General features: G+C 36.8%; 19 protein-coding genes. 11 read left to right on the top strand and 8 right to left on the bottom strand.

Annotated elements, in window-relative coordinates; genetic code table 11:
• Positions 1 to 46: 46 nt before the first annotated feature.
• The 4 genes from ABXG98_RS12800 to ABXG98_RS12815 form a co-directional block, all read right to left on the bottom strand.
• Positions 47 to 568, bottom strand: coding sequence for a hypothetical protein (locus tag ABXG98_RS12800; protein ID WP_353539085.1), 522 nt, complete (start codon positions 566 to 568; stop codon positions 47 to 49).
• 8 nt (positions 569 to 576) lie between these two features.
• Entirely contained in the window at positions 577 to 954 is a 378-nt protein-coding gene (locus tag ABXG98_RS12805; RefSeq protein WP_353539086.1) for a hypothetical protein, read from the bottom strand.
• A gap of 46 nt (positions 955 to 1,000) precedes the next feature.
• Positions 1,001 to 1,525: a DUF4123 domain-containing protein gene (locus ABXG98_RS12810; protein WP_353539087.1), complete on the bottom strand. Its 525-nt coding sequence runs from the start codon at positions 1,523 to 1,525 to the stop codon at positions 1,001 to 1,003.
• Positions 1,526 to 1,588: 63 nt separating this feature from the next.
• Positions 1,589 to 3,811 carry a type VI secretion system Vgr family protein gene (locus tag ABXG98_RS12815; RefSeq protein ID WP_353539088.1) on the bottom strand — a complete coding sequence of 741 codons (2,223 nt, stop codon included), beginning with the start codon at positions 3,809 to 3,811 and terminating at the stop codon, positions 1,589 to 1,591.
• A gap of 465 nt (positions 3,812 to 4,276) precedes the next feature.
• Here ABXG98_RS12815 and tssA point away from each other — a divergent pair, with 465 nt between their 5' ends.
• The 9 genes from tssA (at position 4,277) to tssH (ending at position 14,861) form a co-directional block, all read left to right on the top strand.
• Positions 4,277 to 5,308 (top strand): type VI secretion system protein TssA, encoded by a 1,032-nt coding sequence (gene tssA / locus ABXG98_RS12820; protein ID WP_353539089.1) that lies wholly within the window; start codon positions 4,277 to 4,279, stop codon positions 5,306 to 5,308.
• Positions 5,309 to 5,345: 37 nt separating this feature from the next.
• Entirely contained in the window at positions 5,346 to 5,855 is a 510-nt protein-coding gene (gene tssB, locus ABXG98_RS12825) for a type VI secretion system contractile sheath small subunit (protein WP_353539090.1), read from the top strand.
• Between the two features lie 3 nt (positions 5,856 to 5,858).
• Positions 5,859 to 7,352 carry a type VI secretion system contractile sheath large subunit gene (gene tssC, locus ABXG98_RS12830; RefSeq protein ID WP_353539091.1) on the top strand — a complete coding sequence of 498 codons (1,494 nt, stop codon included), beginning with the start codon at positions 5,859 to 5,861 and terminating at the stop codon, positions 7,350 to 7,352.
• 32 nt (positions 7,353 to 7,384) lie between these two features.
• Positions 7,385 to 7,867 carry an Hcp family type VI secretion system effector gene (locus ABXG98_RS12835; RefSeq protein ID WP_353539092.1) on the top strand — a complete coding sequence of 161 codons (483 nt, stop codon included), beginning with the start codon at positions 7,385 to 7,387 and terminating at the stop codon, positions 7,865 to 7,867.
• Positions 7,868 to 7,963: 96 nt separating this feature from the next.
• Positions 7,964 to 8,755 carry a type VI secretion system accessory protein TagJ gene (locus ABXG98_RS12840; RefSeq protein ID WP_353539093.1) on the top strand — a complete coding sequence of 264 codons (792 nt, stop codon included), beginning with the start codon at positions 7,964 to 7,966 and terminating at the stop codon, positions 8,753 to 8,755.
• Positions 8,755 to 9,255, top strand: a complete 501-nt coding sequence (gene tssE, locus ABXG98_RS12845) for a type VI secretion system baseplate subunit TssE (protein ID WP_353539094.1) — start codon at positions 8,755 to 8,757, stop codon at positions 9,253 to 9,255. The genes ABXG98_RS12840 and tssE overlap by 1 nt, the downstream gene beginning before the upstream one ends.
• A gap of 6 nt (positions 9,256 to 9,261) precedes the next feature.
• Positions 9,262 to 11,136 carry a type VI secretion system baseplate subunit TssF gene (gene tssF / locus ABXG98_RS12850; protein ID WP_353539095.1) on the top strand — a complete coding sequence of 625 codons (1,875 nt, stop codon included), beginning with the start codon at positions 9,262 to 9,264 and terminating at the stop codon, positions 11,134 to 11,136.
• Positions 11,100 to 12,110, top strand: coding sequence for a type VI secretion system baseplate subunit TssG (tssG, locus tag ABXG98_RS12855; protein ID WP_353539096.1), 1,011 nt, complete (start codon positions 11,100 to 11,102; stop codon positions 12,108 to 12,110). The genes tssF and tssG overlap by 37 nt, the downstream gene beginning before the upstream one ends.
• A gap of 24 nt (positions 12,111 to 12,134) precedes the next feature.
• The gene (gene tssH, locus ABXG98_RS12860) at positions 12,135 to 14,861 is read left to right on the top strand and encodes a type VI secretion system ATPase TssH (RefSeq protein ID WP_353539097.1); all 2,727 of its coding nucleotides are present in this window, start codon (positions 12,135 to 12,137) and stop codon (positions 14,859 to 14,861) included.
• Between the two features lie 74 nt (positions 14,862 to 14,935).
• On the opposite strand, the gene ABXG98_RS12865 is transcribed toward tssH, so the two are convergent.
• Genes ABXG98_RS12865 through ABXG98_RS12875 form a run of 3 tightly spaced genes read right to left on the bottom strand, consistent with a single transcriptional unit; the run spans position 14,936 to position 18,211 of the window.
• On the bottom strand, positions 14,936 to 16,309 hold the full coding sequence (locus ABXG98_RS12865) for a serine/threonine protein kinase (protein ID WP_353539098.1): 1,374 nt from the start codon (positions 16,307 to 16,309) through the stop codon (positions 14,936 to 14,938).
• A gap of 51 nt (positions 16,310 to 16,360) precedes the next feature.
• Entirely contained in the window at positions 16,361 to 17,239 is an 879-nt protein-coding gene (locus ABXG98_RS12870) for a c-type heme family protein (RefSeq protein ID WP_353539099.1), read from the bottom strand.
• 51 nt (positions 17,240 to 17,290) lie between these two features.
• On the bottom strand, positions 17,291 to 18,211 hold the full coding sequence (locus ABXG98_RS12875) for a hypothetical protein (protein ID WP_353539100.1): 921 nt from the start codon (positions 18,209 to 18,211) through the stop codon (positions 17,291 to 17,293).
• A gap of 536 nt (positions 18,212 to 18,747) precedes the next feature.
• On the opposite strand from ABXG98_RS12875, the gene ABXG98_RS12880 reads away from it, so the two are divergent.
• Positions 18,748 to 19,338, top strand: coding sequence for a CAP domain-containing protein (locus ABXG98_RS12880; RefSeq protein WP_353539101.1), 591 nt, complete (start codon positions 18,748 to 18,750; stop codon positions 19,336 to 19,338).
• 244 nt (positions 19,339 to 19,582) lie between these two features.
• Here the strand turns inward: ABXG98_RS12880 and ABXG98_RS12885 are convergent, their stop codons facing one another.
• The gene (locus tag ABXG98_RS12885; protein WP_353539102.1) at positions 19,583 to 21,472 is read right to left on the bottom strand and encodes a DUF885 domain-containing protein; all 1,890 of its coding nucleotides are present in this window, start codon (positions 21,470 to 21,472) and stop codon (positions 19,583 to 19,585) included.
• 223 nt (positions 21,473 to 21,695) lie between these two features.
• On the opposite strand from ABXG98_RS12885, the gene ABXG98_RS12890 reads away from it, so the two are divergent.
• The gene (locus ABXG98_RS12890; protein WP_353539103.1) at positions 21,696 to 24,074 is read left to right on the top strand and encodes a YgiQ family radical SAM protein; all 2,379 of its coding nucleotides are present in this window, start codon (positions 21,696 to 21,698) and stop codon (positions 24,072 to 24,074) included.
• The last annotated feature ends 110 nt before the right edge of the window (positions 24,075 to 24,184 follow it).

Genomic DNA, 24,184 nt, shown 5'->3' on the forward strand with positions numbered 1-24,184 from the left:
AATTAAATACGTTTGTTTACTCTTGTATCCTAAATAAATTATTTAGTTAGTAAAAAAATGCTTCTTCGAGTAAGTCTTCCTCTCCCCAGTCAATACCGAAAAACTCGCCGTATGATTTTCTATTTGCTAATGACACACCTGCACATTTAAACATTGTATTTACCCATGCAGAACAATTGTTATTAGCTAAACTATATTTTATGTTCTCTGCTTGTGTTTTAACTTTAAAGGCTGTTGCCTGTTTTACTAAAGTTTCAGCCAACCGCTGCTCTGAACCTAACGGTGGTGTAACTCTATGCTTAGCTAAATCTAAATCAGAAAACCAACCTCTTTTCTTGGGATTTATAAATTCTCTAACTGACTGTACGTCTGAAGGTTCATTCTCCCGAAATTTCAAACTTCCGCCAACATTAAAGGCCCCTAATGTCATAAACTTGATTCCCTTTTCTTCTAGAGGCGAGAAAGGAGGTAGACCATAAATGGGGTCCATATAAATTAAAATGAATTGATGATTTCCTACAGGACTACTTGCTAAATCACGTGCGCACCAATGAACATTGAAAGTCATATTTAATCCTAATTCTTTAATTTAAAAACAAGCACAATATATGCACAGAAAGATGCTCCGACCAATGCAAATAATGTGTGTAATGACATCAAGCCAGAACCATCATCATAGTTTTGAGTCAATGATTGACTGTAAAGGTAGTAAAAGTAACCTGAAATAATAACAACTCCTCCCCAGAAAGAAGTATCAGGCAGTAGCGGAATATTAGGTAAAAATCGATTAAATAAGCAATAGCTTACGATTAAAGGCAGAATAAAAAAACTGGCTAGAGTTGCTATCGCAATAGTTTCTATATCCCGAGTAATGATTAAAATAGATAAAACGCCACCTATAAGTGCAGATAACAAAGCCCAAAACATAGGTATTAACAACGACAAAAATTGCATAATATAGTCCTTTTAAGTGTTATAAGTGCAAATGGCACATTAAGCACTAAATAATATGCTCCGCTGTTTTAAGTTCATCTTCAACAAGTTCGACAGCTTTTATCGTTTTATTTGATGAAGTAAATAAAAACTGATTTATCCCTTCATACAACTCATCATATTGTGATTTTTCTAATATTGGCAAAAACATTCCCATGACTCTTGGATCATAAAATCTGAACACCATATTCTGACCTTCAGGTGATTTAACCAATAATAATTTTCGAATCTGTTTTCTAAACGCTTTAAAGTCTAAATTAGAAGTTACAAATATATTCCAATGATTATCCCATCCCTGTGTAATTAGCCAATCAGTAAACGTAGAATCGCGATCAAGTAAGACCATATAGGGTGCAACTTCTTCCATATCAGGTTCTAAAGCACCACTCCATAAACAAACACTCTGAGGCTCCCAGTCATATATTTTAAAACGAAGCTCTGGACATGCAGCCCCATCTATAACTGCAAAGGTATTTAGCCCTTCAACAAATAAACGGTCTTTTATTTTATCAACTGCTACTTTATCTAGCATGAATTGTTCCTTTCACTTGCCTCTGATTAATGTATAAATTATTCAACAGCGACTTTCTACAAACTATTTGTTTGCTGCTTTTTTCGCTGCTTCGCATTGCTCACAAAAAGGGGTGCCATTTTCTGCTGCTTGTTGCATTACTTGGGCAGCAGGGCTGTAACTTGATGCTTGAATAGGCTTTAATTTTAGTTTCTCTTGAGTCGCTTTTTTCGCTTTTGGTACTTCAGTTTTTCCTGGTGCTGTAGCATTATCAGCAACAAGTGCTTCTTCAGCCTTATCGGGTGAAGCTGGCTTTGAAGGTTTTCCCGGGTTAGCCGATCCTGCAGCACCGCCACTGTTTATCATAATCATTGGGCCACTGATTGCCACACCACTTGGCCCAATCGAAATAAAACTAGGTCCAGCCTTAAGATTAATAGTCATACCAGCTTCTAGGTTGATGTTCATGCCACCTTTAAGGTCAACATTCATTCCACTTTTTAAACCATAATTCATAGCAGCTTCTTGCTTGATGTCTTGGCCAGATTTTAAGCTCTCGCTACCACCAATATTTTGATTCCGATCCCCACCAATATCGTAATTCTCATCAGTAGAAGTTTGTTGAATAAGGTTAGCATCATATATTTTATGTACATCACCAGTGATTTTGGTTAAGGCGTCGCCTTCTACTATTAAATTGTCATTTTCTTTAATTTGTTCAAAACGATTAGTTCCAACATTCAAATGGCGTTCGTTGCCAATCCATTCAAAATGGGTGTTTTTAACGCGTATATCCTGATTTTTTTCTGCGTGAATAAATATTTGCTCATTGTCTTTTTTGTCTTCAATACGAATTTCATTGAATCCACCACCACCTTGGCTAGAGCGTGTTTTTAAACCTGAACGTGTCGCATTAGATGGAAGTTCATAAGGAGGCATAGCAGAACCATTAAAAACACTACCAACGATAATAGGCCGATCAGGATCACCACCAAGAAAATCAACTAAAACTTCTTGACCTATGCGAGGTACTTGAATGTGTCCCCAATTTTTTCCAGCCCAAGTTTGAGCGACCCGCATCCAACAGGAACTTTCTTCATCTGCTTGAGCGTATCTGTCCCAATGAAAAAGCACTTTAACCCTGCCGTACTTATCTGTCCAAATTTCTTCCCCTGCTTTACCTACTACCATTGCAGTTTGCGGCCCAACCATTTCAGGCTTTTTAGCGCTGAGTTGAGTTCTAAAAGACACGTCTGAGGGTATTGCATCAAATTGACAGGTATATAACTGTGAATCATCACTTTTGTTATTTGATAAGAATTCATCCGATTTTAACGTGCAACGAAATTTAGTGATTAAATACTGCCCATTTTGGTCATCTCTAACATGATCAGTTAAGTTAAAATGCGCACCTGAAGATAAAGTTCTTACATTACTGCTTGCTTCTTTTGTGTCATAAGAAACATTTTCTTTTTCCATCAGCAAACGCGTGTAGTCAGTCCCTTTACCACGCTCTTTATATTTACCAGGGTAGTTGAACCTTTCCAACGAAGAAAGTGATGCTGTTTTAGGCATTGAAGATACAGCTTCTAAATTTTTCGAAGGTGTTTCGAAATCATAATCAGACAATCGCACACCGCCGCTTCTAATTCGACGAAAATTTTCCCAGCGGCTAACCCCTTCGATATTAAACTGGTTAGTTGTGTCCTCAGGCTGATAAAACGGTACATCACCAACATCAGGTAGCATCCCAACATCATCAACCATAACTAATGTATGCTTTCCGTTGGTATGCTCAAAGTAATAATATATCCCTTCTTGTTCCATAATTCGTGTAACAAAATTAAAGTCACTTTCATTAAATTGAACAACATACTCTTGGGGATCATAACTGCCTGATAATTTACTATCAAAATCTGAAAAGCCCAATTGTTCAAATACATCATTGATAATGTCAGGGTAAGATTTTTCTTGGAAGATACGGCAGTTTTCACTTAAATTAAGTAACCAAAACCATGGTCGAATCACCGCACCATACTTTGCATATCTATCCGTATTGGATAATTGAAAAAATTCAGAAACAAAACCATTAAAATAGCGAGCTTCTTCCTCTTCAGTTTCCAACCTAATAGTGACATTTTGGCCAATGAGATCATCAAGCGATATATTATCGTTTTCACTAATCAATTCGACTGTTATAGAAAAGGGTCGCCCTAGTTCTTCATCAATATCAGCTTTATATAAAGCTAATTCTTCATCGCCAAGAGGAGTTGAAATAGCAACTAAACGATGTTCTTGTATGGGCATTACTATCTTCCTTAATCCCTGAAACGATACTATATTCTGTTAGGCGTTAAATGATATTCTATTCATCTAATCCAATAACATCTAATCTAAATAAGTAGTTTGGTTATCATAGCTATATAAATACAATACCTATGCTTTAAATATTTATAATAGTAGTAGCTTAGTCATATTTTTTCTACTACTTGCGTATAAAGTTAAAATATAACAAAAAACATAAAAACTCAAAACATTTAGCACTCTTAAAGTGATTCATAAAACTAATCTTCTCTTGTTGCCGATAGTATGAATAAACTAATTTACGATCGTTCTTGATTAATCACTTGCAAAATAAAAAAAGCGCTACTAAACTGAAGTTCACCTAGTTGTTTGTTTATAAAGCACCTTATAACTACTTAACATTTCATATTTAAATATTGAAGAAGAAGAATATGTCACTTTGTTATCTAAATACATAATAAGAAAAACATGGATTATTTTTTATTAATAAGTCAAAAAGTAAGTGATGATTCACCATCAGGATCAAATCTTGAAGACGATTCAGAGTTTCAAAATTTCTTTTTTGAAGCTGAAGGCACGCCAGAAAAATATGATGGTCAAAATACCACACCAGCAGAGCCTCCAGAGTGGCGAAACATCAAGAAGACGGCACTTGAATACCTTAAATCTACAAAAGATTTAAAACTTGTTAGTGTTTTAGCACAATCGGTTTTGAACACTGAAGGTCTGCTTAAATTCGAAGAAATTCTCTCTGGTATATCAAATCTTATTATCGAACAGTGGGATACCGTTTACCCTCCTCTTGATGAAGATGATGGAGACCCAATTAGAAGGCTCTCTGCCTTGGGATATTTATCAGACAGTCGATTTATTATCAATACATTAAAAACAACACCGTTAGCAAAATCAAAACGGTTAGGTATTGTCAGCTTAAAAGATGTAGAACACGCGAGTAATTTATCACCTGATGATAGCGATTATGACCAAGCAATTTTACAAATTAAAGCAACGTTTAAAGATTGTGACCAAGAAGAGATCCTATCGGCTTCGAAAGCTATCAATAATTGCATTGAACATTTACAAACTATTAATGATACTTTTGAAAAAAATGCCTCTAATATCTATTCTGTTGACTTTACGAGCTTAATTAAAATTTTAACTCAAATGCAAAACGCGTATGAAAAGTATGCTGAAATTGAACAAGAAATAGTATCAACACCTAATAATAGCGATGATTCAAATATGGACTCCGTTGAAGAACAAAAAGCTAATTCACATACATTTAATCACTCGAAATTATCTTCGAGAAAAGATATAGAACTATGTATCGATCAAATGTGTGAGTACTTTGCAGAGTACGAACCTTCAAGCCCAGTCCCTTTATTACTTAAAAGATCAAAAAAATTATTACACATGAATTTCATTGATATTATGAAAGAAATTGCTACGGATGGTTTAGAACAAGTAAATAGCCTTGGCGGGATAGCTAAAGAAGAATAATAACGTAACAAATTAGAGTATAATTAGGAGAATAATAATGTCTGGAAGTGGTCAAAAATTTGTTGGTAGAAATAGAGCACCTAGAGTGCAAATCGAGTATGACGTAGAGTTATATGGTGCAGAAAAAAAAGTTCAAATTCCCTTTGTAATGGGAGTAATGGCCGATTTAAGTGGAAAATCAGAAGAGCCTTTAGCACCAATTTCTGAAAGAAAGTTATTAGAAATTGATGTCGACAATTTTGATGATAGATTAAAATCAGCAAAACCCAGAGTTCAAATGACAGTGCCTAATACAATCACAGGCGAAGGCAACCTAGCGGTTGAAATGAACTTTGAAAGTATGGACGACTTTTCACCTGCTGCAATTGCCAAAAATACTGATGGTTTAAAAGAGCTTTTAGAAGCTAGAACTCAATTAGCTAACCTTATTACCTATATGGATGGTAAAGAAGGTGCAGAAGAACTTATCGCTAAAGTATTGAAAGATCCTGCTTTACTTGCATCTTTAACTGCAGAAGCAAAACCTCAAGATGAGTCTGGAGAATAAATCATGGCAGAACAACAAACTAGCGAAGCTCTAGAAACAGCTTCCCAAGAACTAGATTCAAACACCTTTTCTTCGTTATTAAATAAAGAATTCAAACCTAAATCAGATCGCGCTAAATCAGAAGTTGAAAGTGCAGTAAATACTTTAGCTGGCTATGTATTAAAAGATGCAAATATTATTTCTGAAGATACAGTTAACTCTATTGAAGCAATCATTTCGCAAATTGATTCTAAGCTATCTGAACAAGTTAATTTAATACTTCATCACGAAGATTACCAGAAACTAGAAGGTACTTGGCGTGGACTGCATTACTTGGTCAATAATACTGAAACTGATGAAACATTAAAGGTCCGAGTTTTTAATATATCTAAAGAAGAACTGGCTAAAAATCTGAAAAAGTTTGAAGGTACAGCTTGGGATCAAAGCCCTGTTTTCAAAAAACTTTATGAAGAAGAATATGGTCAATTTGGTGGTGAACCATTTGGTTGTATTGTAGGCGATTATTATTTTGATAATAGCCCTGCAGATGTTAATTTACTCAGCAATATGTCGAAGGTTTGTGCTGCATCGCATTCTCCATTTATATCCGCAGCTTCTCCTTCTATGCTGCAAATGGATAGCTGGAGTGAATTAACCAACCCTAGAGACTTAACCAAGGTGTTTTCAACACCTGATTATGCTTCTTTTCGTTCTCTTCGTGAAACGGAAGATGCAAAATATATTGCATTGACTATGCCTAAGGTATTGTCTCGTCTTCCATATGGCGCTGCAACAGAGCCCGTAGAAGAATTTGACTTTGAAGAAGATACCTCAGGTTCGGATTCTGCTAAATATGCATGGACAAATGCAGCTTATTCTATGGCAGTAAATATTAACCGTTCATTTAAAGAATATGGCTGGTGTTCTAGAATCAGAGGAATAGAGTCTGGTGGTGATGTTCAAGGGTTACCTGTACACACATTCCCAAGCGATGACGGCGGTGTTGATATGAAGTGCCCAACCGAAGTAGCAATAAGTGACCGAAGAGAAGCTGAGTTGTCAAAATGTGGTCTAATGCCATTAATTCACAGAAAAAATAGTGATATGGCTGCCTTTATCGGTGCGCAGACTTTACAAAAACCTGCAGAATATGATGATAATGACGCTACGGCAAACGCTGCACTTGCTGCACGCTTACCCTATTTATTTGCAACTTGCCGGTTCGCGCATTACCTTAAGTGTATTGTTCGTGATAAGGTGGGATCGTTCAAAGAACGCGATGATATGCAACGCTGGTTGCAGTCATGGATTAATAAGTACGTAGATGGTGATCCTAAAAATTCATCAGAAGAAACAAAAGCACGCAAACCTATGTCTGCTGCTGAAGTAGTAGTTGAAGAAGTGGAAGGTAGCCCAGGATACTATAATGCTAGGTTCTTCTTACGTCCTCACTATCAATTGGAAGGTTTAACAGCATCATTACGTTTGGTGTCAAAACTTCCTTCAGAAAAACAATGATTTAAATTTATTCAATATTAAGGAGAGTTACAATGGCTGTAGATATGTTCTTAAAGTTAGATGGAATTGATGGGGAATCTGTAGATAATACACATGCTGATTCTATCGATATATTAGCATGGAGCTGGGGAATGTCACAAAGTGGAACTACCCATATTGCTAAAGGTGGTGGCGCTGGAAAAGTTAATGTTCAAGATGTTAATATTACAAAATATGTTGATAAATCAACACCTACATTAATGTCAAAAATTGCAACGGGAGAGCACATTCCTACTGCAACTTTGACTGTACGAAAGGCAGGTAAAGATCCTCTTGAGTACGTTGTTATCGTAATGGAAGATGTTTTGGTGTCTTCATTATCAACAGGCGGCTCTGGTGGAGAAGATAGATTAACTGAAAATTTAACACTTAATTTTGCTAGAGTTAAAACCTCATATGTTCCGCAAAAAGCTGACGGCACAGGTGATCCAGCTGTAGAGTTTGGTCATGACATAGCTAAAAACGTACCTATGTAAGTATAAAAAACCAACTTTGCAAAGTTGGTTTTTTTACCTTATATCGTTATCTGAAGATAGCGATATAAGGTAAAAAAACCAAGGAACTATGAGAATATGAATGCTGAAGGCTTCTTACGTTTAAATGATTTAGATTCATGCAAAAAAGCTTTGTTTGAAGAAATCAAAAACTCTCCAGGTGATATAAAATTGAGAATTTTCCTTTTTCAATTATCCTGTATTACAGAAGATTGGGCTCGAGCATCAGGGCAACTAGATGTCATTAGGGAGCTTGATGATTCAGCACTAGCGCTTGTAAATACATATACCCAGTTAATCGATTGTGAGAAAAAGCGACAAAATGTTCTACAGGGCAATATAAGCGCAACCTGTTTTGGCGAGCCTCCAACATGGCTAGCCTATTACATGCAAGCTTATCAAGAAGTCGTGGACCAAAAGTTTGATAATGCTATGGATCTTATTGCTAAAGGCGCTGAACTTGCACCACAAATCTCAGGTGTAATAGACCAAGAAAACCATTTTGAGTGGATTGCTGATGGCGATATGAGGTTTGGTCCGGCAATCGAAATCATCCTAAATGGTGGTTATTATTGGTTACCTATGGAAAATATCCGCAAGTTAGAATTCGAACCTGTAGAGGATTTACGTGATTTGGTTTGGCGGCCTGTTAACCTCACATTAAAAAATAATGGCACATTAATCGGCTTTGTTCCTGTACGATATCCAACAAATGATTTAACAACTGATACACATTTATTAGCAAAAACATGTGATTGGTCAGAGCCAACAAAGAATTTGTTTTTAGGAAATGGGCAAAGAATTTTTATTTCTGAAAATAAAGAGTTTCCTTTACTCAATATTTCATCAATAGAGTTTAATTTAGAGTAATGCCAGAGCTTTCTCAACAAGAAAGGTTGCAACTATCTTTATTAGATAGGTTAACTGACGATGAACCTTCACAAAGAACCGAATCAAGAGAAAAACGGGTGATTTCAGTGTCTCGCTTGCGTCAATTGGTCCAACGAGACATGACTTGGTTATTAAATACAACTTCAGCATCTTCAACCATAGATTTAGATGAATTTCCTGAAGTAGCAAGCTCTTCTGTAAACTTTGGTATAAAAGATTTAACCGGTTACTCTGGAGCAATGTTTAATCCAAAGCAAATTGAAAAAGAGCTGACAAAATGCATTAAAAATTACGAACCAAGAATAATTGCCAGTAGTGTTAGGGTTAAAGTTAAAGTTAACGAAGAAGAAATGAACAGTAATAATGTTGTTTTTGAAATTACGGGTGACTTATGGGCTCAACCTGTTCCATTACAATTATTTCTTAAAACAGAAATAGATTTAGAAGAAGGTAGTGTTTACCTGAGTCAATGGAATTAATTGAGCATGGATAAAAATTTTCTCGAATTTTATAATCAAGAATTAAAATTCATACGTGAGATGGGTGCTGAGTTTTCCAATGAGTATCCGAAAATTGCTGGTCGACTTGGACTAGATGGTTTTGATTGTTCGGATCCTTACGTTGAGAGACTTTTAGAAGGTTTCGCATTTTTATCGGCTAGAATTCATCAAAAACTAGACGCATCATATCCTAAATTTACTCAACATTTAATAGAACTGCTCTTTCCAACATTCCAACACCCTTCCCCTTCGATGTTGATAGCACAATTTGAACCAGATCTTGAAGAAGGAAGCTTAGCTGCTGGGGTTCCTATAAAGCGAGGAACAGCGCTGCATAGCCTGCTTGGAAAAGGAGAGCAAACCGCTTGTGAATATAGAACCTCTCAAGAAGTTACTTTGTTTCCTATATATATCGATAAAGTTGAATACCTAAACTCTCAAGAAATAGTTTCATATGTTGCAAAGAATAAATTAAATTTCACTCCCAAAGCCGGTGTTTTAATTAACCTTAAAGCTGCCGAAGGTCACTTGTTTAATGAACTGAATCTTAACTCATTGGATTTTCATATCAGGGGCTCTGAGTCATTTCCTTTATACTTATTTGAAACTATCTATAAAGGTTTTAAAGGATGCTTATATAAAACTGGCAAAAACTTTTGGCGAAGTGAAGAAGAAGAAACTTCTGTTCATGCTAATGGATACGATAAAGATGAGTCATTACTTCCTTATACTTCAAGACAATTTGATGGGTTTCGACTATTAAAAGAATATTTCCTTTTTGTTGAAAGGTTCCAGTTTTTATCAATTAAGAATCTAAAACCAACGATTAACTGCTGTAACACAGATGATTTCCAGTTAATTTTGCTGTTGGACCAACACGACCAAAGACTTGAAAAATCAGTCTCTAAAGATAATTTCGCTCTTTTTTGTACACCGGCCATCAATTTGTTTCCAAAAAAAGCAGATCGAATCAATCTATCGAAAGAAAAAAATGATTTCCATGTAGTACCTGACAAACTAAGACCGTTAGACTTTGAAGTGTGTTCGATAGAAAAAATTGAAGGCTTCAGTTCAGGAATAGAGCCAACTACCCAGTTTGCTCCTTTATATGGTGATACTGAATTAAGTGGTAAAAATTTAAAAAAGGCATTTTTTACTGTCAATAGAGAGACCAGGCGACTTAACGTCAACCAAAGAAAGTTTGGTCATCGATCAAGTTATATCGGGTCTGAATTATTTATTTCATTGGTAGATCCCAAAAATGCACCCTATTCAGATAATTTGCGTCAGTTATCTGTTAATACTTATTGTAGTAATAGAGATCTTCCCCTGATGATGCCTTTGGGCAAAGGTAAAACTGATTTTACAATTGAAACGGGCGCTCCTTGTAATTCGGTTCGATGTTTAGGTGAGCCCACAAGGCCGCAAACTCCGCCGACAAAAGGGAGTACGTCTTGGGATTTGATTAACCAATTATCAATTAACTTTCTCGGGATGTGTGAGAATAATAAAAAAGAAGCACTAAGTAACTTAAAAACATTATTAACATTGATGATGGATAAAAACGATTTTTCACAGAATAAACAGATAGATGGGATCATTAATGTCGATATTGAACGTATTACCCGTCGTTTACCGTTTGATGGACCCTTATGTTTTGGACGCGGTGTAGCTATTAAGCTATTGGTTGACGAATTAGCTTACGAAGGAAGTAGTGTCTTCATGTTAGGCATGGTACTAGACAAGTTTTTTGCGCAATATGTTAGTGTTAATTCATTCACCCAAATGGTGCTGATTTCATCAGAAAGAGGGGAGATTTTCAGATGGCCAATTCGAATAGGCTTACGAAATCCTATTTAGCTGACCTTGCTAGTAGCCCTGATTTATTGCATAAAGAAGGGTTTGCATCTTTAATTAGGTACTTAGAAGCCAATGCTCCTTTATCACCTAAAGTTGGCTATTCGTTGTCCCCTAAACAAGATTTTGCTCGTTTTGGTCAACAACCACTTTTACATTTTTTTCCTGCCGCTTTCTACGATATTAAATTATCTAAAGAAATTGGTGAATATAAGTTAACCAATAGCTACTTCGGAATGTTAGGGATAAATGGCCCTCTTCCTACTCATTTGACAGAGCATGCTATTGAGCGTTCTTATAAAGCTAAAGATCATACTTTTTCACATTTTTTAGATATCTTTAATCATCGTTTTATATCTCTTTTTTACCGAGCATGGGCAGATGCTGAGCCGAGTGTAAGCCATGATAGACCAAAAGATGATAAGTTTATCTCTCGTCTTTGCGCTATTTCAGGAAATAATGAAGCTCCCCTTAAAAGCAATTCTCCAAAGCAAATAAACCAATACCTTTCTGGTTTACTGAGTCACAAAAACCACAGTGCTAAAGTACTAATTCAAGCACTCGCTCAATACTTAAAAATGAATGTCGATATCAAGGAGTTTGTCGGTAAATGGTTAGACATAGCTTCAGATGAGCAGTTAACATTGGGAAATATTCATGGAAGCCTTGGTCAAACAACCCTGGGTTCACGAGTGTTTCAACGCATGTATAATTTTGAAATACTGATAGGCCCTATACCGTTCTCGTCATATGAAAAAATCATCACAGATACGGTTAAAATGAATGAAATTATAAGAATAACTCGTCAAGTTGTTGGGAATGAATATGACTTTTCAATAAAAATATATCTAGATATTAAACAAACCAAGCCAACAAAACTCGGAAAATCGGTGCTTGGACGAACATCTTGGTGTCAAAGTAAAGATGCACATTTACACCAAAACAACCCCGTTCTAAGTTACACAATAGAATGCTAACCCCCGCTAAAAGGAGTAATTGCTATGGCAGAAATTAGCCGCGTCAATTTATTTGGAAAACTTAACCCTATTGCTTATAAAGCTATAGAAAGTGCTACAGTGTATTGCAAACTAAGAGGCAATCCCTACGTAGAGTTAGTTCATTGGTTACAACAAATATTACAGTTACAAGATTCTGATTTACATAGAGTCATCAAGTTTTTTGATGTTAATCCTTCCTCGCTTGCAAAAGACTTAACTGACTCTTTAGAACAGTTACCCAGAGGAGCATCATCTATTTCGGATCTTTCTGCTCACATTGAAGACTCTGTTGAACGTGCTTGGGTTTATGGCAGTCTGGTCTATGGGGATTCAAAAATCAGATTGGCTTATTTAATTTTAGGTATGCTAAAAACTCGAGAACTCAAACATGCGCTTTTAAGTATATCCAAAGAATTTGATAAAATAAAAATAGAACAACTAGGCGATGAGCTACTTAGTATTGTTGAAGGTTCGCCTGAGGATCAAGCACTTGCTAGTGATGGTAGTAATCTAGGTAATGCTTCCCCAGGTGAAGCAAGTGCAGCAATTGCTCCTGCTGAAATGGGTAAACAAGATGCATTGAACCAATATACAACAGACTTAACTGAACAAGCCATGAATGGAAAACTCGACCCTATCATAGGTAGAGATGATGAAATAAGACAATTAATTGATATTTTGATGCGTCGACGTCAAAACAACCCTATTTTAACTGGGGAGGCTGGGGTAGGTAAAACAGCTGTCGTTGAAGGGTTTGCACACCGAATAAATAAAGGTGATGTTCCACCTGCATTGAAAGGAGTAAAATTGTTATGTCTTGACATAGGTTTATTGCAAGCAGGCGCTAGCATGAAGGGGGAATTCGAAAACAGATTGAAACAGGTTATTGAAGAAGTGAAATCTTCTCCAACGCCAATAATTATGTTTATTGATGAAACTCATACCTTAGTTGGCGCTGGCGGCGCTGCAGGTACTGGTGATGCAGCTAATTTATTGAAACCCGCTTTAGCTCGTGGAGAGTTACGTACTATCGGTGCCACCACTTGGGCTGAATACAAAAAACATATAGAAAAAGATCCTGCATTAACTCGACGCTTTCAAGTTGTTAAGGTCGAAGAACCCAGTGAAGAGAAAGCAATTTTAATGTTAAGAAATCTTTCAAGTGTATTAGAAAAGCATCATCATGTTGAAATGTTGGATAAAGCAATTGAGGCTGCTGTGAAGCTATCGCATAGGTACATCCCTGCAAGGCAATTACCAGATAAAGCTGTTAGCCTATTAGACACGGCTGCCGCTCGAGTAGCAGTTAGTCAGTTTGCAACTCCCGCAGAATTAGAAGACTGTAAACAACGAATCGAAAACTTAAAAGTTGAACAAAGCATTTTAGAAAAAGAAGCGGCAATCGGTATTGTCAATCAAAAGCGTATGGATAATATTATTGATTGTTTAACTTTTGAGACAAACCGAGAACAGGAGTTATCAGAAAAATGGCAACAAGAAAAAACAGTAGTAGATGCCGTTTTAGAGTCCAGAATCAAGTTACGTGAATTACTAGCGGAGCAAAAAGCATCAGAGTTAGATGACAGCATAACCAATATTGATAATACTGAAGAAATAAAATCAGTTCGTCAAACGCTAGAACAGCAATACCTAGATCTTGAAGCTTTACAAGGTGAAACCCCTCTTATTCTTCCTGCTTGCGATGAACAAGCAGTCGCCTCAGTTGTCGCTGATTGGACAGGTGTACCGGTGGGTAAAATGGTAAACGATGAGATCAATACGGTACTTGAACTCCCATCTATATTAAAACAACGTGTAATTGGACAAGATCATGGCATGGAGATGATCGCAAAACGCATTCAAACATCCCGTGCTGGTTTAGATAACCCTAATAAACCTATTGGGGTATTCATGTTATGTGGCCCATCAGGAACAGGCAAAACCGAGACAGCACTTGCACTTGCTGAAGCCTTATATGGCGGTGAGCAAAATGTTATAACGATTAACATGAGTGAATTTCAGGAAGCCCACACGGTTTCTACGTTAAAAGGCGCTCCTCCTGGATATGTAGGGTATGGTGAAGGGGGAATTTTAACAGAAGCGGTAAGACGTAAGCCTTATTCTGTAGTATTACTTGACGAAGTTGAAAAAGCTCACTCAGATGTACATGAAATTTTCTTTCAGGTTTTTGACAAAGGTGTGATGGAAGACGGTGAAGGAAGATCAATAGACTTTAAGAATACACTAATTTTACTTACCTCTAACGTAGGTAGTGACTTAATAATGAACATGTGTAAAGACCCTGACTTAATTCCGGAGCCTGAAGGTATCGCAAAGGCACTAAGAGAGCCACAACTTCAAGTGTTCCCGGCCGCACTCTTAGGGCGAATTGTGACTATTCCATATTATCCTTTATCTGATGAAATGATCAGTTCAATTACCCGATTACAATTAGACAGAATTAAAAAACGCATTGAAACTAGTCAAGGCATTGAGTTTAATTATGATGATGCTGTTGTTGAGCTAGTGGTTAGCCGCTGTACTGAATTAGAAAGTGGTGGGCGTATGATAGACTCTATTTTGACTAACACTTTACTCCCTGAAATTAGTAAACAATTACTGACTCACTTACTGGAAAGAACGAATGTCAATAAGGTCTGTATTTCAGTTGAAAAAGGTGAATTCATCTATAACTTAGAAGCAGGAGACTCTCCTAGTAAAGCACTATAACTTTTCTATATGTATTAGGTGAAGTGATTTAGTCTGATCACTTCACCTTTGACAATGTAATACAATTCAACAGATCAAACTACACTTTTTATAAACGCTTCTCTTTCATTTTTATTGGGTATTTTTTCTGCTAAAACTGTAATCAACTCTTCCTTGTTTCGATGTTTTTTTAAACTTCTATTCACTATCATTGCAGCCATGGGACCTAAATAAATAGCTAGACTCTCAATAATTAAAGCAAGCTTCTTTTCTGATAATTGATTTGGCAATACGTCAGCTGATGCACTTTTTTTCTTTATTTCACTGGCTGTTTGAACTTTTAAAACAATGCTGTTTTTTTCATATTCTGAATCAAACTTTTTAATAAAATCTATGCGCTGTTTGCTGTCAGAAATATGCTGAGCAAGCTTATTTATCATTTGGCTTAAATTTGTGCAGCTGGAAACAGTGCGCTTAACCAGTACCGATGATAATGGGCCGATATAACTTGCTAATGATTGTTCAACTTCGGTGAGAAGGTTAGCTTTATCTATCACTGATTTATTAGCATGCTCACGAGCATTATTTCTCATCACAGAGTCAACTATCATCGTTTCATTATCATCATTTAAAGGCAGTTGCAGCGGCATAAAATCATTGCTTTCACTTCCACCTTGTAATAATAATGACAATTCAGATGCAAAATCTTTCGCTGTTTGAAAACGATACTCAGCTTTTCTCTGCAACGCACAAACAAGGATATCTAACAAACTTTGCTGAAAAGCTACGGGAATATTGGCAGTGATCAATTGCTCTGTTAGGACATTTTTATCCATAAAACCTGTCACTGGCTTAACGCCAGAGATTAACTCCAAAAACACCAAAGCTGAAGCATAAATATCAGACCGCGCATCAACAACGTCCCCCCTCAATGCTTCAGGAGACATATAAATAGGAGTTCCGACCATATCACCAATGTTAGTCAAACTAGAGCTATCAATACGAGCTATGCCAAAATCGGCTACTTTAATCTGGCCATTATTAAGCTTGATGATGTTGGCTGGTTTAATATCTCTGTGGATCACGCCTTTTTCATGTGCATAGTGCAAAGCATTGAGTACTTCACAAATAATGTTTATCGAATCATTTACTGCTAAAGAGCCAAAGTTATTAAGAATAGAACTAACGTCTGATCCTTCAATATATTCCATCACTAGATAAGGCGTATCTTCAAATACGCCAAAATCGAAAACTGTCACTATGTTTGGGTGAAAACATCTAGCAGCAGCTGTAGCTTCTTGCTTAAATCTAGCTTTCATATCTTCCCATACATCTTGTTCTAAAAAGTGAGGATGTATAACCTTAATAGCTACCACTCTTTCAATGCTTTCATCCATAGCTTTAAAGACTTCACCCATAGCCCCCTTACCAATAGACGATAATATTTGGTACTTACCTATATATTTCATTACATCCTTTTCTTTATTAAAAGATTACAACAATCACGTTTAGATTGGCGTTTAGTTATCATCTTCTAATAGTGATACTGCATTTGCCAAACTTCTATGCATTCTGTTAAATGAATGGCCTAATGACGATATCTCATCATTACCTTTAACCAATAATTCTTGTGCATCTAAAGCACCTAAGCTAACTTCATTAGCTTTACTTGCAAGAGCTGTTACAGGACGAATAACCACATAATGAAGCATGATATTAATCACTATAATAATACCTATAAATACACTAATAAGCGACAACATAAAAGTTGAATAAGTTTGATTCGCTCTGTCAAGCGGTAAAGACATTGGAACAGAAACAATTTGTGCTCCAATCACTTCATTATGTTGCCAGCCAAAACCATTAGCATTACCGTATGTATCAATCATTGTACTAGGTGCTTCATCAGGTGTTGAATGGCAAGCTAAGCAGGCTTGGTTTGTGATTTTAATAGGAACACCTAAATATAGCATTTTTCCTGTTTCTGTTGTGCGCTCACCAACTTTTTCTTTGACCGAATCATGTCCCCTAAAATGATTAATGATATCGGTTTCCCAATCAGTTGCTCTGTCGGCAGGATTGGTTGGGTTTAACGTAGCTTCTTTATAGTTATAATCTGGATACTTCTTTCTTACCGTTGAAATATACTGACGTGCTGCATAGGCTGGTACAGTTTGTTTTATAAAAGAGCGTTGCTGTTGCATTGCTAACAAAGGCCTGATCTCACTTACCGTGTATTTTCTCACAGCTATGGCACTTTGCATCATTATTCTCGCTTCCTCCAAAACCTCTTTCCGCGCATTATCTTGAAGTAGCTTGTTAGCAAATACACTTACTATGAAGGCACCTACGAGCATAGCAATAATGAGCGCTATATTGAATTTCAATGTAAGTTTCATGATATTTTCTCATTTTAATTTTTAGTTATTGAAATAGGGCTTTAAAGGTGATTATTGTGATAAAGATGCACGTAAATCATTACATTTGCCCTGCAAGTTCACTATTTCTTTACTGTGCGGAAAAGGGAAAGAAACTTCTGTTGTTTTAGTTATTGGCCATGACGGCCAAAAACCTATTTTGATAAGTATCTTGGCTGTTCTAGTTAAGTCAAACTCATCACTAAAACTAGTTTGTATCGAAGTAGGTTGCTCAAGATTTGTAAAAAGTGAGGATACTTGAGTACCATCTTTTGCTAAAAGATATACCCCTGTCTCTGGGTAGCTTAAATCAAAATTTGAAGCACTTTGTAGTTCTAGCCCATTATCAGATAGCCAGACTTTAATATTGGTAAGTTTATAACCATCATCGAATTGTTCTGACTCATTCGCAAGTAAACAACGTTTGACGCCATTCGCTGGGCTTTTTGTATAATGCAATTGCCAACCATCTGACAAGATCAATGGTAAGTCATCCAATGTATTCAATAAAGGTATTTTATAAGCATAGTCATCTTTTGTAGACGATAAAGGTTGCTCTTCTTCTTTCTTGGTTTTAATTATAGACAAGTTACTCACTGGCTTATCTATTAAACTTGGAGCTTTGTAAATTGCAACTTTTTTACTTACCTTCACTTTGTCACTGGTATTTTTTTCACTAATCTTCTTAGAGTCAGCTAATTTTTTTGGGGAATCGGATGGGCCCGTCTTTATTTTGTTTCTTAAATCAGCAGGTGCATCAACTAAATTTTTGGGACTCTTCTCATCTTCAACAGATCTCAAGAGTGGAGTAGTTTGTTCAGGATCAACCGATTTGACTTTATTTGTGGACTTACAAGCTGATAACGATAAAGCGACAATACTAATACCAGCGTAGAAACATACAGATAAAACTCTAAAATTCTTTCTGTTCAGATATAAAAATACCTTGCTCATTTGCTATATCTACCCGTTTACTGTCATAAAATATTATACTAGTTTAAAATTCGCATTTTTTCACGGTAAAAATCAGCTTAAATGTAAGTACTCTTCTCTCTACATTGAAAAACTAATGACTATTTTATTCCGGCGCTAATATTCATGACTGTAGATAGCTTTTTAAAATTGTGTACAGGCAGCCACTAATTAACTCTAGCAGTGAAACTTATAAAGACTATTAGGGTTGTCGGCAAAGGAAGACAAAGTCTCATATGAAATTAACACGCTTTATCTTGTTTTAGAGTAAGAATATACTTCAGAGTACATTTGGCTTGCTTTTTCCCTGTTAATTTGTTGAAATCAATATAGTTATAGCCTTTATGATGTAATTATCCTATCAATTTCTTTCACTCAAATTAAAGTGAACTATTTAAAAATTTTTACTCATTCGTTATAAGAACAAAAATGGAAAAAATACTGTTCGCTGTTTTATTTTGTTTTTCACTCACTTTTTTGCCTTGTTACCTGGTAACATAAAAAGGCTTTAGGTTTTTATGTCTAGATTATTTTTTATATCCTTCATGTTGGTTTTTTCTGCACTTGCTTTTGCTAATGCCCCCTCCCACTGTGGAAACAATGCCCAAGCCTTAGCCTTGGTAAAATTAATTCAACAGGACAATGCTCAAAAACGCATAAATATTCGTTGTAATAAAATACTATCCGAGGCAGCTGAGGCTAAAGCTAACAAGATGGCTGAGTTTGGTTTAGTGGCGCATAATTTGGGAGGAAGTCCCAATGCAAGATTAGAAGCAGCTAACTATAAACTACCAGAGTATTACGGTAGAGACTTCAATAGTAATCAAGTTGAAGCGATTGCAGGAGGCTATTCAGATGCCGCCGAAGTCTGGGAAGCGTTTAAAAACTCAAAGGCGCATCGAACACATTTGTTAGGAGATCTTGATTTTTATAACGAACAAGATGAAATAGGTGTTGCTTTTGTCAAAAAATGGCAATCTCCTCATGTTGAATACTGGGTTGTATATTTAACCAAGGGGTATCAAAAAGATCAGTCTACCGCCACCGACTTTACTGAAATACCCAATAAGAGTTTGTTCATATTAAAACAAGAAAAAGCAAACAAATAATCACAAAATTCAGATTAGCTACTATATAAACTAATAACGTGATCAATGATAAGTGATAACTGAGCAATTCTAGGCAGTATATCGTTTTTACTGTTAATGAAAGCTATTGTTTAGTGGCCTTTTTTTGCACGGTCTTTGGTTATTTCCAAAGCGGTGAGAGCTGATAAATGAAAGCGCTTATGGGTAAATAAGCGCATTAAAATAATGGCGATTCTTGCAAGTACAGTTAATGATTTAGTAAATATTATCCTTTGTTGGCTATCCATTGATTAACATTACGATCTAATACTGCCATTGGTACAGCACCGCCTAGTAGCACAACATCATGAAACTCAGCGAGATTGAATTTTTCACCCAGTTTTGCTTTAGCATGCTCCCTAAGCGCTAATATTTTTAACATGCCTAGCTTATAGCCAAGTGCTTGGCCAGGCCAAGTAATGTATCGCTCAATTTCAGCAACCACATCCGATTCCGCTGAGCCAGTGATCTCACTCATATACTGTATCGCTTGCTCTCGCGTCCAGCGTTTATGATGCATCCCTGTATCTACAACTAAACGCACTGCTCTAAATAATTCGGCTTGTAACCGGCCTAAATCACCAAAAGGATCATTGTCATACAATCCTAATTCGCTAGCGACTTGCTCCGAATAAAGCGCCCAACCTTCAACATATGCATTATAAGGGGCGATACGGCGCAAAAAAGGCAAAGATGCTTGATCCATATTTAATGCTACTTGCCAATGATGGCCAGGATTTGCTTCATGATAAGTTAAAGTTTTCAAACTGAACTTAGGGTTTGCTTTCATGTCACGCAGATTAATCCAATAAATCCCGGGCTTAGAACCATCAACGGCTGGAGGGCTATACTGCCCCCCCGGTGCACCATCTTGAATTTCAACAGGGAAAGCGCGTACTTGTACTTCATAACTTGGCTTTGTTTTAAAGATGGGTGCCATTTTTTGGGTGATTTCGCTGATATAGCCATTTAGATCCGCTAACAACATCTCTCGCCCTGCTTTAGAATCTTGGTATAGAAAGCGTTTTTCATTATTTAACGCCACCATGCGCGCTCCAACAGTCCCTTGGGTATAACCTTGCTCGGTCAAAATACTGTGCATTGCCTTGCTGATACGTGTGACTTCATCTAAGCCAACTTGATGAATTTCATTCGCAGTTAATGCGCTGTCCCCTAGTTGGCGTATAGCTTCTTGATAGTATGCCTCTCCGTTAGGTTGTGCCCAAACACCAGCTTCTTTACGCGCTTTCATCGCTAACTGCGCTGTCACCTTAGCAATCGATCGATAAGCTGGATAAACTACCTTCGTTACTTTTTCAATAACCTGTTCAGTTAAGCTCTGTTTTTGTTGTGTTGACAGTGACGGTATTTGACTAATTTTATCAGTGAAATTAGTTACAAACACATGGTCTTTTGGCTCAACTTTGGTGAAGCCAACTAAATAACGTAAAGCCCCAGTTACCGTGCTTTTAGGAGGCAACCAGTTTTGTGCCGTATCAAACGCTAATTTTTCTTCAATACTAGCAATCATTTGATCAAACTTTTCAAGTCGTGCTATGTAGTTGAGTGCTTCTTGCTCTGTAGTTATAGCCTGATCATTTTGCATAATACGTGGTATATCAATCAATGGGCCATTGATTTGATTCACAATAAAGGGAGACAAACCCATCCAAACATCAATATAACCAATAGGAAAATCTTGGTGCCCTGCATAATATTGGGTAATACTCGACATAACTTGTTGATTGTCTATTGCGGTATTAGTGGCATTTGTTAACGTATAGTGGTTTATCTGACTTGATATCTTTGCTAACTCTTTACGTAGCTTAGCCTCATTTTCAGGGCTAAAATCTGCAAGCAGTCCTGCAAATTCTTGACCGACCTCCTCACTCGACAAACCATACATGGTGGCCTCTAACGCTCTTTGCTTAAAAAGCGTTTTGCTTGCTCGTGTATATAACTCAGTGATGTTTATTTCTGGTTGGTCTGCATCAAGGTGTACTTTTTTACTAGGTTCAGTGGTGCTTTTTTCTTCACTACTGTGACTACTATTCTCATTGCAGCCCATTAACGTTACTGCAGAGATCACAGCACAGGCGATTAGTGTTAATTTCATGGTTAACTCATTCTTATTTTTTGTATACAAATTAAAACAAATGCCACTTCAGTTGTAAATACACATATTCAATAATTGTATACAATTTAATATATGATATACCTCTGCCACTTACGACAGATATTTACTCTTAGGAAAGCACAGCATTTTTTGTTATAATCGCGCGCTTACTTTCTATTAGTAAGATCAGTAACAAATTTCCACTAAAATATTGAGCATTTCTATGAGTCAAACAAAATCACAAGCCTTATTCGATTACCCAAAATATTGGGCTGAGTGTTATGGAACAGCTCCTTTTTTACCTATGTCGCGTAGCGAAATGGATACCTTAGGTTGGGATAGCTGCGATATCATTATTGTTACTGGAGATGCCTACGTTGATCATCCAAGCTTTGGTATGGCGATTATTGGTCGAATGTTAGAAGCCCAAGGGTTTCGTGTCGGTATCATCGCTCAGCCTAACTGGCATTCAAAAGATGACTTTATGAAACTTGGTAAACCCAATCTGTTTTTTGGTGTGACCGCTGGCAATATGGATTCGATGATCAACCGCTACACTGCTGAGCGACGTATGCGCCATGATGATGCTTACACGCCTAATGACGAAGGTGGTAAACGCCCTGATCGAGCAGTAACAGCTTACACTCAGCGTTGCAAAGAAGCATTTAAAGGTGTGCCTGTCATTATTGGTGGTATTGAAGCTAGTTTACGTCGCATCGCCCATTATGATTATTGGTCTGATAAGGTTAGGCGTTCAGTATTATTTGATTCGAAGGCTGATTTATTAGTTTATGGCAATGCGGAGCGGCCGTTAATTGAAATCGCCCACCGTATAGCCCGTGGCGAAGAAGTAAAAAAAATAACTGATGTTCGTGGCAGTGCTTTTTTAGCTAACCATGCCCTTCCCGGCTGGAAAGGTATTGACTCGCGTGATATTGACAGGCCCGGAAAAATAGAGCCTATCGCTAATCCCTATGCTGAAATTTCACCCACAAGCTGCGAGCAAAATAAATCTCAAGTTAACGATGTTAATGCTGAATTAACCGATATAACCAAAACAGCGCAAGTAGTTGATATTTCTACGTCGACTTATACCAAAAATAAAACATGGCGCAAAAAAGATAAACCTTGGGAAAACACTTATATTAATTTACCGACTTTCGAACAAGTCAAAGAAAACAAGGTGTTGTATGCGCACGCTTCGCGTATTTTTCACCAAGAGGTAAACCCCACCTCTGCAAAACCTTTAATGCAAAGTCATGGCACACGGGTAATTTGGTTGAATCCACCTGCCAAGCCGTTATCACAAGATGAAATGGATGGTATTTTTGGTTTACCCTATATGCGTGTTCCCCACCCTAGCTATGGTAAAGCAAAAATTCCCGCTTATGACATGATTAAGACATCCATCAATATTATGCGTGGCTGTTTTGGCGGTTGTACTTTTTGTTCTATTACTGAGCATGAAGGTCGCATTATTCAATCAAGATCTCACGAATCTATTATTGCTGAAATTGAAGACATTAAAGTGAAAGTACCTAACTTTACTGGTGTAATATCTGATTTAGGCGGCCCAACAGCCAATATGTATCAGTTGAATTGTAAAAGTGAAAAAGCCGAAGCAACTTGTCGTAAGCCTTCATGTGTCTGGCCAACTATTTGTGGCCATTTAGATACGGATCACACGCCAACTATTGAACTCTACCGTAAAGCAAGAAAAGTAAAAGGCATTAAAAAAGTACTGATTGCCTCGGGTGTACGTTACGATTTAGCAATACAAGATCCTGAATATGTAAAAGAATTAGCCACACATCATGTGGGCGGCTATCTCAAAATTGCCCCTGAGCATACAGAAACGGGGCCATTAAATAACATGATGAAGCCCGGCATGGGTAGTTATGATAAATTCAAAGAAATGTTTGATCATTATTCAAAGGTTGCAGGTAAAAAACAATATTTAATACCTTATTTTATCTCAGCACACCCTGGCACAACCGACCGAGACATGGTTAATTTAGCCTTGTGGCTCAAGGACAATAATTTTAAGTTAGATCAAGTACAAAATTTTTATCCGTCACCGTTGGCAAATGCAACTACCCTTTACCATACTGAGCTTAATTCGCTGCGTAATGTCACCAGTAAAAACTTAGCCAAAGACGATGGTATAGTGGCTGTTCCTAAAGGTGCAATCCAACGTAGATTACATAAAGCTATTTTACGATATCATGATCCAAATAACTGGCCTGAAATACGTGCAGCATTAACTAAAATGGGATTAAGTCGCTTAATTGGTTCGTCGCCAACTTGTTTGGTGCCTAGAGAAACGCGTAATGAACAACGTAAGCTTCATGTTGGTAATCGCCAAGGCAAAAATAATGCTCAAGGTTTTAAAAGCAGTCCGGGACAACAAAGACATTCAGCACATAATAAACAACAATCAAAAAAAGGGTTAACCCGTTTTAGTGATAATCAATTTAATGAGCCAAAAAAAGTGTCTAATGGTAAACGTAGTGACAAAACTGAACACGTAAAAGCCGGCCTAACTGAAATATGGTCAGATCAAAGAGTCATCAAAAACAAAGGCAAAAATAAAAAGCAATAACAATTGAATATTAAGGCTTTTAATTTCCTCTTAGTGAGAATAAGAAAGGCTTAACGTTAAGGCATTAAAAATAGTGTGCCTGAAAGAACTAATAGACAAAACTAATTTAA

The organism is Colwellia sp. KU-HH00111 (assembly GCF_040362745.1).
GTDB lineage: Bacteria > Pseudomonadota > Gammaproteobacteria > Enterobacterales > Alteromonadaceae > Colwellia.